This is a genomic window from Polaromonas sp. P3_B4, assembly GCF_056402835.1.
Genome location: NZ_JBFUGQ010000001.1, coordinates 405,144 through 419,750, shown reverse-complemented (window position 1 = coordinate 419,750; position 14,607 = coordinate 405,144). Strand labels below are relative to the sequence as shown.

Below are 14,607 nucleotides of genomic sequence, written 5' to 3'. Positions count from 1 at the left end.
GGTTTTCACTAAGATTTAGAATCAATGGTATGACGATAATATGTTTGAAAATTAAGGACTTTCCCGAATGAGCGATTCAGCCAAGAAAAAATTGCCCCACGAACTCCGCAGCCAGCAATGGTTCGGCAGGCAAGACCGCGACGGTTTTGCTTACCGCAGCTGGGTCAAGGGCAAGGGCGTGCCACATGACCAGTTTGACGGCCGTCCGGTCATCGGCATCTGCAACACCTTCAGCGAACTGACTCCCTGCAACTCGCATTTCCGCACCATTGCAGAGCAGGTCAAGATCGGTGTCTATGAGGCAGGCGGCTTTCCGCTCGAGTTTCCGGTGATGTCGCTGGGCGAGACGCTGTTGCGCCCCACCGCCATGCTCTACCGCAACCTGGCCAGCATGGACGTGGAAGAAAGCATTCGCGGCAATCCGATCGACGGCGTCGTGCTGCTGATGGGTTGCGACAAGACCACCCCCTCACTGGTCATGGGAGCATCCAGCGTCGACCTGCCTACGGTGGGTGTCAGCGGTGGGCCCATGCTCAGTGGCAAATGGCGTGGTCAGGAGTTGGGCTCCGGCACCGGCGTCTGGAGCATGAGCGAGCAGGTAAGGGCCGGCACGCTCAAACTTGCCGAGTTTTTTGAGGCCGAAAGCTGCATGCACCGCAGCCACGGCCACTGCATGACCATGGGCACGGCATCAACGATGGCCAGCATGGTCGAGGCGCTGGGCATAGGCCTGCCCGGCAACGCCGCATACCCGGCGGTGGATGGCAGGCGCAATGTACTGGCCCGCATGGCCGGGCGCCGTGCCGTCGAAATGGTGCACGAAGACCTCACGCTGTCGAAAATCCTCACGCGCGAAGCATTTGAAAACGCCATCAAGACACTGGCCGCGATCGGTGGATCGACCAACGCCGTCATTCACCTGATCGCCATCGCCGGGCGAATCGGCGTGAAGCTGACGGTCGATGACTTTGACCGCCTGGCCAGCGAACTGCCCTGCCTGGTCAACCTGCAGCCCTCCGGCAAATACCTGATGGAAGACTTCTGTTACGCCGGCGGCCTGCCTGTCGTGATGAAGGAAATCGCGCAGCACCTGCACACCAGCGCCATCACGGCCAACGGCAAAACCATCGGCGAGAACATTGCTGATGCGGAAAACTACAACACCGATGTCATCATGCCGCTCTCCACGCCCTTCAAGGACAAGGCCGGCATCGCCGTGCTGCGCGGCAACCTGTCGCCGCGCGGCGCGGTCATCAAGCCCAGCGCGGCCACGCCTGCACTCATGGTGCACAAGGGCCGTGCCGTGGTGTTCGAAACCATTGAAGATTTCCACGCACGCATCGACGATGAAAACCTGGACATCGACGAGAACTGCGTGATGGTGCTGAAAAACTGCGGGCCCAAGGGCTACCCCGGCATGGCCGAAGTCGGCAACATGCCGCTGCCGCCCAAGGTGCTGCGCAAAGGCATCACCGACATGGTCCGCATCAGCGACGCCCGCATGAGCGGAACAGCGTATGGCACCGTGATATTGCACACAGCCCCTGAAGCCGCAGCAGGCGGACCGCTGGCCCTGGTGCAAAACGGCGACATCATCGAACTCGATGTGCCCAACCGCAGGCTGCACCTGCATGTCAGCGACGAAGAGCTTGCCAGGCGCATGACCACTTGGAAAGCACCCGAGCCACCGCTGTCTTCGGGGTACTGGAAGCTGTACATCGACCACGTGCTACAGGCCGACGAAGGTGTGGACCTGGATTTTCTGGTGGGCAAGCGTGGCTCTTTCGTGCCGCGCGACAATCACTGAGAATCAGCAGACGCTGCTTGTACGGCCATCCCTTTCGGGGTACAGCGCGGGTACGGCGCCGCGACCGGGCCGCGGGTAACATGGAGGCTTCAAACGCGGGTATTTTCTTCTGGAAATTTCCGCGTTACGACCCACCGCGCCCGCGCGCCAATCAAGGCCTTGAGGCGCGCATGCTGCTACCTTTTCGGGACAGCAAAGGATGCCAGAAAGTTCTATGCAAGCCAGAAAATTCGATGTCGTCGCGCTCGGCGAAGCCATGGTGGAGTTCAACCAGACCCAGGCTGGCCAACCCAACTACCTGCAAGGCTTTGGCGGGGACACCAGCAATGCCGTGATTGCCGCCGCGCGCGCGGGCGCCATCGCAGCTTATTTAACCCGTTTGGGCGGTGACACTTTCGGCCAATCACTGATGACCTTGTGGGCCACAGAAAACGTTTCGACGACCGCAGTCCAGCAAGATCCGGAAGCCAGCACCGGCCTTTACTTCGTCACACACGGCAAAAATGGACATGAGTTCAGCTACCTGCGTGCGGGCTCCGCGGCCAGCCGCATGACCCCTGCCTGGCTGCACCAAGGCGGCGCCGCACAGGCCGTGCGTGAAGCCAAGGTCCTGCATGTGTCAGGCATCTCGCTGGCGATTTCCGCCAGTGCCTGCGACACAGCGTTTGCCGCGATGAAACTGGCCAAAGAGGCCGGTACCCTCGTGTCGTTTGACTCCAACCTGCGGCTCAAGCTCTGGCCGCTGGACCGGGCGCTTGCCTGCACCCGCCACGCCGTTTCACTGTGCGACATTTTCCTGCCAAGCCTGGAAGACATCACCACCCTCAACGGCATGACAGACCCCGACGCGGTGACGGACTGGGGCCATGCCCTGGGCGCCAAAACCGTGGTGCTCAAGCTCGGCGGCGACGGCGCGCTGGTCAGCGACGGCACGCGGCGCGAGCGCGTGCCCGTGCACAACGTGAAGCTGGTGGATGCCACCGGCGCAGGCGACTGCTTTTGCGGCAACCTGCTGGCGCGCATTGCGGCGGGCGATAACGTCTTTGATGCGGCCCGTTATGCCAATGCAGCGGCCGCCCTCACGGTGCAGGGCTACGGCGCGGTCGCTCCGCTGCCGCGTCCCGAACAGGTCAGGGCCCTGCTGTGAGCCGCCTTCTGGCAGTCGACTGGGGCAGCTCTTCATTGCGCGGCGCGTTGATCGACGGCGCCGGCACAGCCCTGGACGAGCGTTCCTTCGCACGTGGCATCCTGACCGTCGCTCCCGGTACCTTTCCGGAGGTTTTTGCAAGCTGCTTTGCCGACTGGATGACGTCAGGCACGCTGTGCCTGATCTCCGGCATGGCCGGCAGCAAACAGGGCTGGCGCGAAGCGCCCTACTGCGCCTGCCCCGCCGGCTTTGACGCGATCGCCGCCGCACTGGAATGGGTGGAGCCCGGCCGCATCGCCATCGTGCCCGGCCTGAGCATAGACAAGGGCGGTGTGCCCGACGTCATGCGCGGCGAGGAAACGCAGATCTTTGGCGCCTTGCAGCTGCTGGGTCTGACGAACGCCCGGCTAGTGCTACCCGGCACACACAGCAAATGGGTCACCGTCGAAAACCGGCAAGTCACTGATTTTTCGACCTGGATGACCGGCGAGTTCTATGCGCTGCTGCGCCGCCAATCCATCCTCGCACGCATGCTGCCCGACGACGAACCCGCGCTGGACGCCGCCGCCTTCGATCAGGGCGTGGCCCATGCGCTGGCCGGCCCCGGCCTGCTGAACACCGCCTTCAGCACACGCACCCTGTCGCTGTTCCAGCGAATGACAACCGAGGCCCTGCCCAGCTACCTGTCGGGCCTGGTCATCGGCGAAGAACTCAAATCCCAGGCACTGCCACGCGGCGAGCCTGTAGTGGTGATGGGCGCCGAGGCGCTCACGGCGCGCTACGAACAGGCACTGGTCCAGATCAATGTGCCCGTGAAGCGCGTGGGCGCGGGCGCCACCTGGCGCGGCCTGCGCGCCATCGCCGATACCCTGGCCTGACCGGCGCAGTATTGCGCCTCAACCTGCAGAACACCATGAACAACGCTCACCAAAAATTTTCCCAGGCCCTCGGCGCCCTCCCCCTGGTGGCCATCCTGCGCGGACTGACGCCGGCGGAGGCCCTGCCTGTCGGCCAGGCACTCGTTGCCACGGGCTGGACGTTGATCGAAATTCCGCTCAACTCACCCCAGCCGCTGGACAGCATTGCCGCCATGGCCAGCACCTTTCCGCAGGCTTTGGTCGGTGCGGGCACGGTGCTGACTCCTGAAGCCGTACGTGACGTCCACGCCGCGGGTGGCCAGCTCATCGTTTCGCCCAATTTCAACCCGGCGGTGGTGCGCGAAGCTGTCCGCCTCGGCCTGGTGTGCCTGCCCGGCATCATGACTGCCAGCGAGGCATTTGCTGCGCTCGAAGCGGGCGCGACAGGGCTGAAGATTTTCCCGGCCGAAATGATTACCCCGGCAGTCGTGAAAGCCCTTCGTGCGGTGCTGCCCGCGCAAGCCGCAGTACTGCCGGTCGGCGGCATCACGCCTGCCAATATGGCGCCCTACCTGGCCGCGGGTGCCAACGGTTTCGGCATCGGATCGGCACTCTACAAACCAGGTTCTTCCGCCGCCCAGGTCTCCGAATTTGCTATGGAATTTATAGCTGCTTGCGCTGGTACCATAAGGGCATGAGCATGATTTCACCTACAGAAACGTCCCTGGTATCGTTCGGGCTGGCGGGCCGCGTCTGCATCGTCACCGGCGGTGCCCAAGGCATCGGCGAGGCCTGCGTGCGGCGTTTTTCGCGTGAGCAAGCGCAGGTCGTCATCGCCGATATAGACGACGCGCGCGGCACGGCGCTGGCCACAGAACTCGGCGGCCTGTATGTTCATTGCGACGTGGGCGACAAAGTGCAAGTCGATGCGCTGGTTGAACAAACCGTGGCCGCGCACGGCCGCATCGACGTGCTGGTCAACAATGCCGGCATCTTCAAGGCCGCAGAGTTTCTGGACGTGACGGAAGCCGACTTCGACGCCGTACTGCGCATCAACCTCAAGGGATCCTTCCTGGTCGGGCAGGCCGTGGCGCGCGTGATGGCGGCCGCCGGCAAGGGCAGCATCATCAACATGAGCTCAGTCAACGGCGTGCTCGCCATTCCCACCATTGCCAGCTACAACGTCAGCAAAGGCGGCATTAACCAGCTCACGCGCGTGATGGCGCTGTCGCTGGCCAGCCAGGGCGTGCGCGTCAACGCGGTTGCCCCCGGCACCATCGCCACCGAACTGGCCGCCAGGGCCGTGCTCACCAGCGACGAAGCCAAGGCCAAGATCATGAGCCGCACCCCCATGAAGCGCTTGGGCGAGCCCTCGGAGATCGCCGACACGGTAGCCTACCTCGCCAGCGACGCCGCCAGCTATATCACAGGCGAAATCGTCGTGGTCGATGGTGGGCGCATGACGCTGAACTACACCGTGCCGGTGTAGCCTGGCATGCACGCGAAAGCGTGCCGGTTTTCCCCTTTCAGTTGATGTGGATCATGCAATCCACCGCGGAAGGCGCTGAAGATCACCAGAGCCTTCCAGGGGAAACTCTCCTCCAATCCAGAGGGGCTTGACCTTCCCACAGGGGGAAGGTCTACCCTTGTTCATGGGCCTGGTCCAGGTCTGCAGAACACCAAAGGAAGCCCTCCATGAACCACACCTCCCACGCCGCACCGGGAACCGCACAGGCAAACGCTCACCTGCCGCCCACCGCCCCGGACGAACTGAAAGACCCGGTCTGCGGGATGGACGTCACCACGGCATCCGCGCACCATCTTGAGCACGAGGGAAGGCCTTATTACTTCTGCAGCGCCGGCTGCCAGGCCAAATTCTCCGCAGATCCGGCGGCCTACGTCGGTGCGCTCAAAGCAGAGCCTGCGCCCGAAGCGGCGCGCGGGCCTGATGCGGGCCAGGCCGGCGGAACTCTTTACACCTGCCCCATGCACCCGGAAATCCGGCAAGACCATCCGGGCAACTGCCCAATCTGCGGCATGACACTGGAGCCCGTCATGCCCAGCCTTGACGAGGACGAAAACCCGGAACTCGTCTCCTTCACCCGCCGCTTCTGGTGGACGCTGCCGTTGAGCATGGTGGTGACGGTGCTGGCCATGTTCGGCCACCAGCTCGGCTGGTTCGACATGACTGTCCAGAGCTGGATAGAGCTGGTGCTGAGCCTGCCGGTCGTATTGTGGGCAGGCTGGCCCTTCTTTGTGCGTGGCGCGCAATCAGTCGTCCACCGCAGCCCGAACATGTGGACCCTCATCAGCCTGGGAACAGGCGCGGCCTTTGCCTACAGCGTGGTCGCCACCCTCGCGCCCGGTGTGTTTCCGGAGTCGTTTATTTCCATGGGCCGTGTAGCGGTTTACTTTGAGGCGGCGGCCGTGATCATTTCACTGACGCTGCTCGGCCAGGTGATGGAACTGAAGGCGCGCTCGCAAACTTCCGCCGCGATCAAGTCATTGTTGGGACTGGCGCCCAAAACCGCGCGGCGCATCAAGGCCGACGGCACCGAGGAAGACGTGCCGCTAACCCACGTGCACGTGGGAGACAACCTGCGCGTGCGCCCCGGCGAAAAAGTGCCCGTCGACGGCATCGTTACCGAGGGCGGCAGCGCCGTCGATGAATCCATGCTGACCGGAGAACCCCTGCCCGTGAGCAAGCGTCCGGGCGACAAGCTGATAGGCGCCACGCTCAACACCAGCGGCGCCCTGGTGATGCGCTCCGAGCGCGTCGGCGCGCAAACCATGCTGTCGCAAATCGTTCAGATGGTCGCGCTGGCCCAACGCTCGAAGGCACCCCTGCAGCGCATGGCCGACCAGGTGGCCGGATGGTTTGTCATGGCCGTGGTGGCCGTGGCCGTACTGACCTTTCTGGGATGGGGATTTTTCGGCCCGCAGCCGAGCTGGGTTTACGGCCTGATCAACGCGGTAGCAGTGCTGATCATCGCCTGCCCCTGTGCACTGGGCCTGGCCACGCCGATGTCCATCATGGTCGCCACCGGCAAGGCGGCCGGCCAGGGCATTCTTTTCCGCGATGCGGCGGCGATTGAACACCTGCGCACCGTCGACGTACTGATCGTCGACAAGACCGGCACGCTGACGGCCGGCAAGCCGGCGTTCGACCGCGCGATTCCCGCCACCGGCTTCAGTGCCGACGAAGTGCTGGGGCTGGCCGCCAGCCTGGATCAGGGCAGCGAACACCCATTGGCCGAGGCCATAGTAGCCGCAGCGCGCGCTCGCGGCCTGACGCTGGACACGCCAGAGAACTTCGAGTCCGCCAGCGGCATCGGCGTCAGCGGGCATGTGGCTGGTCGGCTGCTCGCGCTAGGCAATACGGCGTTGATGGCGCAAGTTGGTGTTTCGGTGGATTCGCTGCTGGCCCAGGCGGAGGCCCTGCGGGCCGAGGGCGCCAGCGTGATGCACCTGGCGGTCGACGGCCGGCTTGCGGGCCTGCTCGCCGTGGCCGATCCGGTGAAAGCCAGCACGCCCGAAGCGCTGGCAGCGCTCAAAGCCGCCGGCCTGCGCGTGATCATGGCCACAGGCGACGGCCTGACCACCGCCAAAGCCATCGCCGGGCGCCTGAACATTGACGAGGTGCACGGCGGCGTGCTGCCGGCCGACAAACTGGCACTGGTCAAGCGCCTGCAGGATGAAGGCCATATCGTTGCCATGGCCGGCGACGGCATCAATGACGCCCCGGCCCTGGCGCAGGCCAACGTGGGCATTGCCATGGGCACAGGCACCGACGTGGCCATGAACAGCGCCCAGATCACGCTGGTCAAGGGTGATTTGCGCGGCATCGCACAGGCCCGGAAAATCTCGGAAGCGACGATCGCCAACATGAAGCAGAACCTCGGTTTTGCCTTCGTCTACAACTCCCTCGGTGTACCGCTGGCCGCGGGGCTGCTCTTTCCCTTCACCGGCTGGCTGCTGTCGCCCATGATCGCGGCCCTGGCGATGAGCCTGAGTTCGGTGTCGGTGATCAGCAATGCGCTGAGGCTGCGCGAAAAGCGTTTTTAACCGGTGCTTAATCAGGGCTGACTTCGCCCGGTTTGATTGCTAAGCTGCAATGACAAGGCGTCACTCCGACGCCAGCCAGACTGGGGTCACCATGGCCACGATCTACAAGGAATTCACCGTCGACGCCGGCATAGACAGCGTCTGGGACGCGCTGCGCGATTTCAACGCTGTGCACCGGCGCCTTGCGCCGGGCTTCGTGGTCGACTGCAAGCCCGGCGAAGGCGGCCGCACCGTAACCTTTGCCAACGGCATGGTTGCGCACGAAGTGCTGGTGGGCATCCATGAAGGGATGCACCGCCTCAGCTACACCGTGGTCGGCGGCAAGGCCACCCATCACATGGCTTCGGCGCAGCTGTTTACCGAGGGCGAAAACCGCACCCGCTTTGTCTGGATCACCGACGTGCTGCCCGATGCGCTGGGGGAATACATCGACGTGATGATGACCCAGGGCGCGGCGGTGATGCAGCAGGCACTCGGCAGGCCGGCCGTTTGAATTCAGGCCGGGCGCTTGGCCAGCAAGGCCCAGACACCCGCCGTGGACAGCAGCGAGCCGCCCGCGAAATTAAAACGCCGCTGCGCGCGCGGCGAGGCCAGCAGTGTGCGGGCCGAAGCGGCAAACACCGCGTACAGCGTGGCGTTCAGGCTGGCCATCAACACAAAGGTCACCGCCAGCACCCAGAGCTGTCGCGTCACGTCGGCGCCGGGGTTAATGAACTGGGGCAAGAAAGCCACAAAAAACACAATGCCCTTGGGGTTGAGTGCGGTGACCAGGTAGGTATTGCCGAACAGCCTCCACAAGGAGCCCGGCGCCTCGGGCGCTGCGGTCTGCATGGGCGAAATTCCGGCGCGCAGGAGCTTGATGCCCAGGTAAAGCAAATACAGGCCGCCCGCCCACTTGACTACCGTGAACCAGAAGGCCGAGGCCGCGAGCAAGGCGCCCAGGCCGAACAACGAGACCACCAGCGCCGTCGAGTCACCCAACGCCACGGCGGCCACCAACGGAATGTTGGCACGCTTGCCGTGCGCCATCGAGTAGCTGATGACCGTCAGGATGGTCGGGCCCGGGATGATGAGCAGGACGACGGTTGCGGCGACGAAAGCGAGCCAAAGCTGGATGGACATGGTGCGTTGTTCCGAAGTTGTGGATCGGTGAGAGGGAGCGTGCGTCATGATACTGCCGGGCTGCCAAAGATGAGTCACCTCACGCGCACCGCCCTGCCCGCATCTGCCTAAAATTGCCCATGCCTTCCGCCACCCCTCCCAAGCGCCCCAACGTTGCACCCTCGCCGGCTGCCGGCATTTTTATCGATGACACCCACACCGCGCGCTGCGCCTGGTGCCAGGCAACGCCCCTTTACCGCAACTACCACGACAGCGAGTGGGGCTTTCCGGTGGACGATGAACGCCGGCTTTTTGAAAAAATCTGCCTCGAAGGCTTTCAGGCTGGCCTCAGCTGGCTGACCATCCTGAACAAACGCGAATCCTTTCGCAGCGCGTTCGCGAACTTCGATGCCGAGCAGGTGGCCCGCTTTGACGCGCGCGACATCAAACGCCTGGTCAACGACGCGGGCATCGTGCGGCATGCGGGGAAGATTGCTTCGACCATTAACAATGCAAAGCGCGTCATCGAACTGCGCAAAGAATTTGGCTCACTGGGCGCTTTTGTCTGGCGGCTGGAGCCCGAGGCCAAGAGCCGGCCCGCGCGCATCACACATGAGGCCGTCAAAGCCATGCCGACTTCCCCCGCCTCCGTCGCCCTGTCCAAGGATCTCAAAAAGCGCGGCTGGAGTTTTGTGGGCCCCACCACGATGTATGCCTTCATGCAGGCTATGGGTCTGGTCAACGACCACATCGAGGGATGCACCAGCCGCAAGGCGGCGCTGGCCGCCCGCAAGGCTTTCACCCCGCCCAAGGTGCCGTAAGTTATAACCAGCGCGCTCGCTTGAAACGCCAGTACAGCAGCGAGCACGCCACCACAATCATGCTGATGGCCATGAGATAGCCGTAACGCCATTTGAGTTCGGGCATGGCTTCGAAGTTCATGCCCCATATGCCGGCAAACGCCGTGCAGACCGCAAAGATACTGGCCCAGGCCGCGAGCTTCTTGGTCACCTCGCTTTCCTCGATGGTCACCATCGCCAGGTTCACCTGGATAGCAGTGCCTATGGTGTCGCGCATGTTTTCGATCAGTGCGTTGATGCGCGACAAATGGTCGACCACGTCACGAAAGTAATCCTGCACACCGCTGCAAATTTGCGGAACCCGGCCGCCATAGAGTTTGCTGGCCCCTTCGAGCAGCGGCGCCACTGCGTGCTTGAGCACCATCACGCTGCCCTTGAGTTCGTAGAGCCGTTCGATGTTCTTTCGCGCAGCACCAGGCGTGAAGATTTCCTTCTCGATGAGCTCCAGCTCGGTCTCGAGTGCGTCGAGGATGGGAAAGTAGCGGTCAACCACCGCGTCCATCAGGGCGTACAGCACAAAACCCGAACCGTTGCGCAGCAACTCCGGTTCGCGCTCGCAGCGTTCACGCACGCCCAGAAACCCCTTCTGGCTGCGGTTGCGCACCGAGAGTACATAGTTTTTCCCGGTGAACACATCCACCTCGCCGACGTGGAGTTCGCCCGGCTTGTCGTTGGACTGCTCAATCAGGTGCAGTACCGAAAACAGCGAAGCGCCGTATTCCTCGATTTTCGGGCGTTGGTGGCCGTGCCGGGCATCTTCGACCGCCAGTTCATGCAGGCCGAACTCATGCTGCATTTCTTCAAGCTCTTCCGGCGTGGCGTCTTGCAACGCCACCCAGACGAAAGCATCAGGGCGGCAGATGTAGTCGCTGATCTCGGTGACGGGAATGTCGGCAAGCTTGGTGCCGTTCTGGTAGACCACGCAATTGATAAGCATCTGTTGTTTCCCGCAAGTTGTCTGCCTGCGTGAATTCTGGCACAGCGCTGATATGCCGTCACGCTGAGATCAGGTTGGGCGGCGCGGAACCACCAGGTTGTAGACGGATTGCTGCAGCACCTCGCCGTGCTGGTTGAACGTCTGGCTGCGCACTACCACCCGGCCCCGGTCGGGCCGCGAGGCTGAGGGCGTCACGCTCACCACTTCCGTTTTTACATGCAGCACATTGCCGGGACGCGTAGGCCTTGGCCAGCTGATTTCGCCGCCCGCGCCTACGATGCCACCGGCCAGTGGCAGGCCACCGCCCACCAGCAGGCGCATGGTGACGGCCGCCGTGTGCCAGCCGCTCGCGGCCAAGCCGCCAAAGAGTGTGGCTTTGGCCGCTTCGTGGTCCAGGTGAAATGGCTGCGGATCAAACTGCGCGGCGAAAGAGGTGATTTGAGCCTCGTCGAGTGCATGCTCGCTGCTGACGAAGCGGTCACCCACCTTGAGGTCATCGAGATAACGGGGTTCCGGAATGTCGGCTTCAGGAATATTGCTCATGCATTTCTTTCGCTTAGGCAGACACTCAGGTTGCGGCCCTGGCGGCCATTTGCCGAGGCAGCAGCGCTTCGCGGATCGGCAGGTTCACCAACGCGGCGCCTGTGGCCAGCACGATGTCGATGTACCAGACCCAGTCGTAGCTGCCGGTTGCCTGGAATATATAGCCGCCCAGATAAGCACCCAGGAAACCACCCACTTGGTGCGACAACATCACCACGCCGAACAGCATGGCCATGTTGGCCGTACCGAACATCTTGGCGACCAGGCCCACGGTGGGCGGAACGGTCGAAAGGAAGGTCACGCCCATGACGGCGGCAAAGATCAGCATCACGGCCGGGGTCTTGGGCGCCAGCAGGAAGATGAGTACGGCGAGGCCACGCGTTGCATAGAGCAGCGCCAGCAAGGACTTCATGCGCCAGCGGCCGACGGCCCAACCCATGGCCAGACTGCCGACGATGTTGAAGAGGCCAATCATCGCAAGCGACCAACCGCCAATTTCGGGCGGCAAGCCGCAGGCCGCTATCACGCCGGGGAGGTGAGTCGCCAGAAACGCCACGTGAAAACCGCACACCAGAAAACCCGCCGCGAGGTAACGGTAGCTAGGCGTTGCGATGGCCTGGCTAATGGCTTGACGTGCGCTCAGCGCTTTCGTGCCCGAGGCCGCCGCAGCCTGGGCTGCCAGCGCATTCGAATTGCCTTTCAGCACCAGCACCGCAGGCACCGCCAGCAGCACCAGCGCGCCCAGCCACTGCATCGCACTGGCCCAGCCGACAGCGGCGGTCAGGCCAATGGCAATAGGCGCCATCGCGAACTGGCCAAAGGAGCCGCCCGCATTGACGATGCCGGTGGCGAGACCCCGCTTTTCCGGTGGCACCAGGCGCGTGCTGGCGGCCATGAGCACCGACGGGCCCGCCATGCCGGCGCCGCCTGCTGCGAGCATGCCGATGGCAAATATCAGGCCGACCGTGCTGGTCATGAGCGGAGTGATGACGGTGCCCACTGCGACCAGCACGACACCCAAAAAGATCACGCGGCCTGTGCCGATACGATCAGCCACCGCGCCAGCAAAGGGCTGTGTGAGCCCCCACCAAAGCTGACCGAAAGCGAAGGCCAGGCTGATGCTGCCTACGCCCAGCGCGGTGGACGTATTCAGCGCCGACAGGAAGAGGCCCATGGTCTGGCGCACACCCATGGTGAGGGCAAAAGTGCCGCCGGCGGCCAGCAGCACCAGCCACATCGCGATGCGGCGCGCTGGCAGTGCAGTGGAAGAAGCGGAAGGCGCAGAGGAATTGGAAGGCTCGGTATTACTCATCATCAGCTCCAGATTCGATGGGGGACAAAAGCTCTAAAGATTCGTTGATCAGGTTATGCAGGGCCAGCACACGCCCGGCGCCCAGCAGCGCGTTAAGCTGCTCCTGCGCAGCCCTCCACCGCGATCGGGCCTCCTCACGCTTGGCACGGCCCGCGTCAGTCAGCATCACGGTACGGCTGCGCGCATCGGTGCCTGCGGCGAGCTCAATCCAGCCGGCGTCGATCAGCGGCTTGAGGTTGCGCGTGAGGGTGGAGGCACTCATCTTCATGCCACGCGCCAGCTCGCCCGGTCGCATGGGGCCCAGCTTCAGCACATAAGTCAGCAGGGAATACTGCGTTGTCTTCAGGCCCGCCTTGGTCATTTCAAGGTCGTAGTGGTGCGCGACGCGGCGCATCAGCTGGCGCAGCTTGACATTGGTGCAGCCCTGCACTTTGAGTTCGGCCTGGGTTGACAGGCGGGTTTTCTCGCTCATAATTTAATTGTAGCTACAATCATTGTATATGCAACATTTATAAATACCATGACCCCACAAGACACATTGACTCAGTGGATGGAACAAAGCGCCGCGGTGCGCGCCCGCATGGTCGGCGGCGGCGGCAAGCCGGGCCTGGCCCGGCCCGAAGACGTGATGGGCAAGACCGGCATGGAAGTGATGCAGGCCATGTTGGCCGGTGAGCTGCCCTACCCCCACATTGCCGAAACACTGGACTTTGCGCTGATTGAAATCGAACCCGGCAAAGCGACCTTTCAGGGCACACCGCAGCTCAAGCACTACAACCCGCTGGGCACGGTGCATGGTGGCTGGTACGCCACGCTGCTCGACTCCGCCGTGGGCTGCGCCGTGCACACCATGATGCCGGTGGGCCGGGCCTACACCACGGCCGAGCTCAGCATCAACATCGTGCGCGCCGCCTCGCACAAGACCGGACCGCTGCGCGCCATAGGCACCGTGATCCACTGCGGCCGGCAGCTGGCCACCGCAGAAGGCCGCATCGTGGGGCCGGACGGCAAGCTGTATGCGCATGCGACCACAACTTGCCTGGTGTTTGAGGTACCGGCGCAGAAGGCCAGCTAAGCGCCGAAGGCGTTGACGGGGATCTTGAGGTAACTGACACCGTTGCATTCAGGCGGCGGCAAACCACCCGCGCGGATATTGACCTGGATTGAAGGAAGAATCAACGAGGGCATGTCAAGCGTGGCATCCCGGGCCGCGCGCATGGCGACAAAAGCCTCTTCGGAGATGCCGTCATGCACATGGATATTGGCGCGGCGCTGCTCACCCACAGTGGTTTCCCACTGAGGCGCACGTTCTCCAGGCGGGTAGTCGTGGCAGACGAAGATCCGGGTTTCCGCCGGCAGTAATAGCAGCTTGCGGATAGAGCGGTACAACTGGCGGGCGTCGCCGCCCGGGAAATCCGCGCGGGCGGTGCCTACGTCGGGCATGAAGAGCGTGTCGCCCACAAACACGGCATCACCCGCAAGGTAGGCCATGTCCGCGGGCGTATGGCCGGGTACATGCAGGGCGCTCATCTCCAGATTGCCCAGCCTGAATATCTCGCCGTCCCTGAACAGGTGGTCGAACTGGCTGCCATCCGGCGCAAATGAATGCTCCAGGTTAAAAATCGATTTGAAGGTGGCCTGCACGGTGCATATGTGTTCGCCAATGGCGGTCCTGCCGCCGGCCTGCGCCTTCAGGTAGTGCGCGCCCGAGAGGTGGTCAGCGTGCGCGTGGGTTTCCAGGATCCACTCGACCTGAAGGCCCTGCCGCGCCACATGGGCCAGCACCTGGTCGGCCAGCTCCGTGCTGGTGCGCCCCGATTTGAAGTCATACCCCAGCACCGGGTCGATGATGGCCGCCTGCCCTGTGCCGCTGTCCGCCACGACATAGGTGACGGTCCCGGTCAGGGGATCAAAAAATGCCTGGGGATTCAGCGGGCTTGGCATGGATGGTTCTTTCATCGAAGAGGTCGCCTTTACA

Annotated in this window: 15 protein-coding genes; 9 read left to right on the top strand and 6 right to left on the bottom strand. The window is 63.3% G+C overall.

Annotation, left to right across the window (positions count from 1 at the left end; genetic code table 11):
• Positions 1–67 precede the first annotated feature (67 nt).
• The 7 genes from AC1DVV_RS01930 to AC1DVV_RS01900 all read left to right on the top strand — a co-directional run bounded on the left by AC1DVV_RS01930 (position 68) and on the right by AC1DVV_RS01900 (position 8,369).
• The gene (locus tag AC1DVV_RS01930; protein WP_457279265.1) at positions 68–1,807 is read left to right on the top strand and encodes an IlvD/Edd family dehydratase; all 1,740 of its coding nucleotides are present in this window, start codon (positions 68–70) and stop codon (positions 1,805–1,807) included.
• A gap of 214 nt (positions 1,808–2,021) precedes the next feature.
• On the top strand, positions 2,022–2,954 hold the full coding sequence (locus AC1DVV_RS01925; RefSeq protein WP_477666296.1) for a sugar kinase: 933 nt from the start codon (positions 2,022–2,024) through the stop codon (positions 2,952–2,954).
• The gene (locus AC1DVV_RS01920; protein WP_457279267.1) at positions 2,951–3,832 is read left to right on the top strand and encodes a 2-dehydro-3-deoxygalactonokinase; all 882 of its coding nucleotides are present in this window, start codon (positions 2,951–2,953) and stop codon (positions 3,830–3,832) included. Before AC1DVV_RS01925 ends, AC1DVV_RS01920 begins: the two co-directional genes overlap by 4 nt.
• A gap of 35 nt (positions 3,833–3,867) precedes the next feature.
• Positions 3,868–4,509, top strand: a complete 642-nt coding sequence (locus AC1DVV_RS01915; RefSeq protein WP_477702724.1) for a 2-dehydro-3-deoxy-6-phosphogalactonate aldolase — start codon at positions 3,868–3,870, stop codon at positions 4,507–4,509.
• Between the two features lie 2 nt (positions 4,510–4,511).
• Positions 4,512–5,300 carry an SDR family NAD(P)-dependent oxidoreductase gene (locus AC1DVV_RS01910; RefSeq protein ID WP_457279269.1) on the top strand — a complete coding sequence of 263 codons (789 nt, stop codon included), beginning with the start codon at positions 4,512–4,514 and terminating at the stop codon, positions 5,298–5,300.
• Between the two features lie 206 nt (positions 5,301–5,506).
• Complete coding sequence (locus AC1DVV_RS01905) at positions 5,507–7,876, top strand: heavy metal translocating P-type ATPase (protein WP_477702725.1); 2,370 nt, start codon at positions 5,507–5,509, stop codon at positions 7,874–7,876.
• 91 nt (positions 7,877–7,967) lie between these two features.
• Complete coding sequence (locus tag AC1DVV_RS01900) at positions 7,968–8,369, top strand: SRPBCC family protein (protein ID WP_477702726.1); 402 nt, start codon at positions 7,968–7,970, stop codon at positions 8,367–8,369.
• 2 nt (positions 8,370–8,371) lie between these two features.
• Here AC1DVV_RS01900 and AC1DVV_RS01895 read toward each other — a convergent pair whose 3' ends face one another.
• Positions 8,372–8,998 (bottom strand): LysE family translocator, encoded by a 627-nt coding sequence (locus tag AC1DVV_RS01895; protein WP_477702727.1) that lies wholly within the window; start codon positions 8,996–8,998, stop codon positions 8,372–8,374.
• A 119-nt stretch (positions 8,999–9,117) separates the two neighbouring features.
• Between AC1DVV_RS01895 and AC1DVV_RS01890 the strand changes: the two genes are divergently transcribed.
• Positions 9,118–9,798, top strand: coding sequence for a DNA-3-methyladenine glycosylase I (locus tag AC1DVV_RS01890; protein ID WP_477688790.1), 681 nt, complete (start codon positions 9,118–9,120; stop codon positions 9,796–9,798).
• A 1-nt stretch (position 9,799) separates the two neighbouring features.
• On the opposite strand, the gene AC1DVV_RS01885 is transcribed toward AC1DVV_RS01890, so the two are convergent.
• From AC1DVV_RS01885 to AC1DVV_RS01870, 4 genes are all read right to left on the bottom strand, one after another.
• A complete protein-coding gene (locus tag AC1DVV_RS01885; RefSeq protein ID WP_457279273.1) occupies positions 9,800–10,774 on the bottom strand; it encodes a magnesium and cobalt transport protein CorA in 975 nt (324 codons plus the stop codon).
• Positions 10,775–10,843: 69 nt separating this feature from the next.
• On the bottom strand, positions 10,844–11,317 hold the full coding sequence (locus AC1DVV_RS01880) for a MaoC family dehydratase (protein ID WP_457279274.1): 474 nt from the start codon (positions 11,315–11,317) through the stop codon (positions 10,844–10,846).
• A 25-nt stretch (positions 11,318–11,342) separates the two neighbouring features.
• On the bottom strand, positions 11,343–12,554 hold the full coding sequence (locus AC1DVV_RS01875; RefSeq protein WP_457279791.1) for an MFS transporter: 1,212 nt from the start codon (positions 12,552–12,554) through the stop codon (positions 11,343–11,345).
• 67 nt (positions 12,555–12,621) lie between these two features.
• Positions 12,622–13,101: a MarR family winged helix-turn-helix transcriptional regulator gene (locus tag AC1DVV_RS01870; protein ID WP_457279275.1), complete on the bottom strand. Its 480-nt coding sequence runs from the start codon at positions 13,099–13,101 to the stop codon at positions 12,622–12,624.
• Positions 13,102–13,149: 48 nt separating this feature from the next.
• On the opposite strand from AC1DVV_RS01870, the gene AC1DVV_RS01865 reads away from it, so the two are divergent.
• Positions 13,150–13,704 (top strand): PaaI family thioesterase, encoded by a 555-nt coding sequence (locus AC1DVV_RS01865; RefSeq protein WP_477702521.1) that lies wholly within the window; start codon positions 13,150–13,152, stop codon positions 13,702–13,704.
• Here the strand turns inward: AC1DVV_RS01865 and AC1DVV_RS01860 are convergent.
• Complete coding sequence (locus AC1DVV_RS01860) at positions 13,701–14,573, bottom strand: MBL fold metallo-hydrolase (protein WP_477707096.1); 873 nt, start codon at positions 14,571–14,573, stop codon at positions 13,701–13,703. The two genes, AC1DVV_RS01865 and AC1DVV_RS01860, sit on opposite strands and share 4 nt — an antisense overlap.
• Positions 14,574–14,607 lie beyond the last annotated feature (34 nt).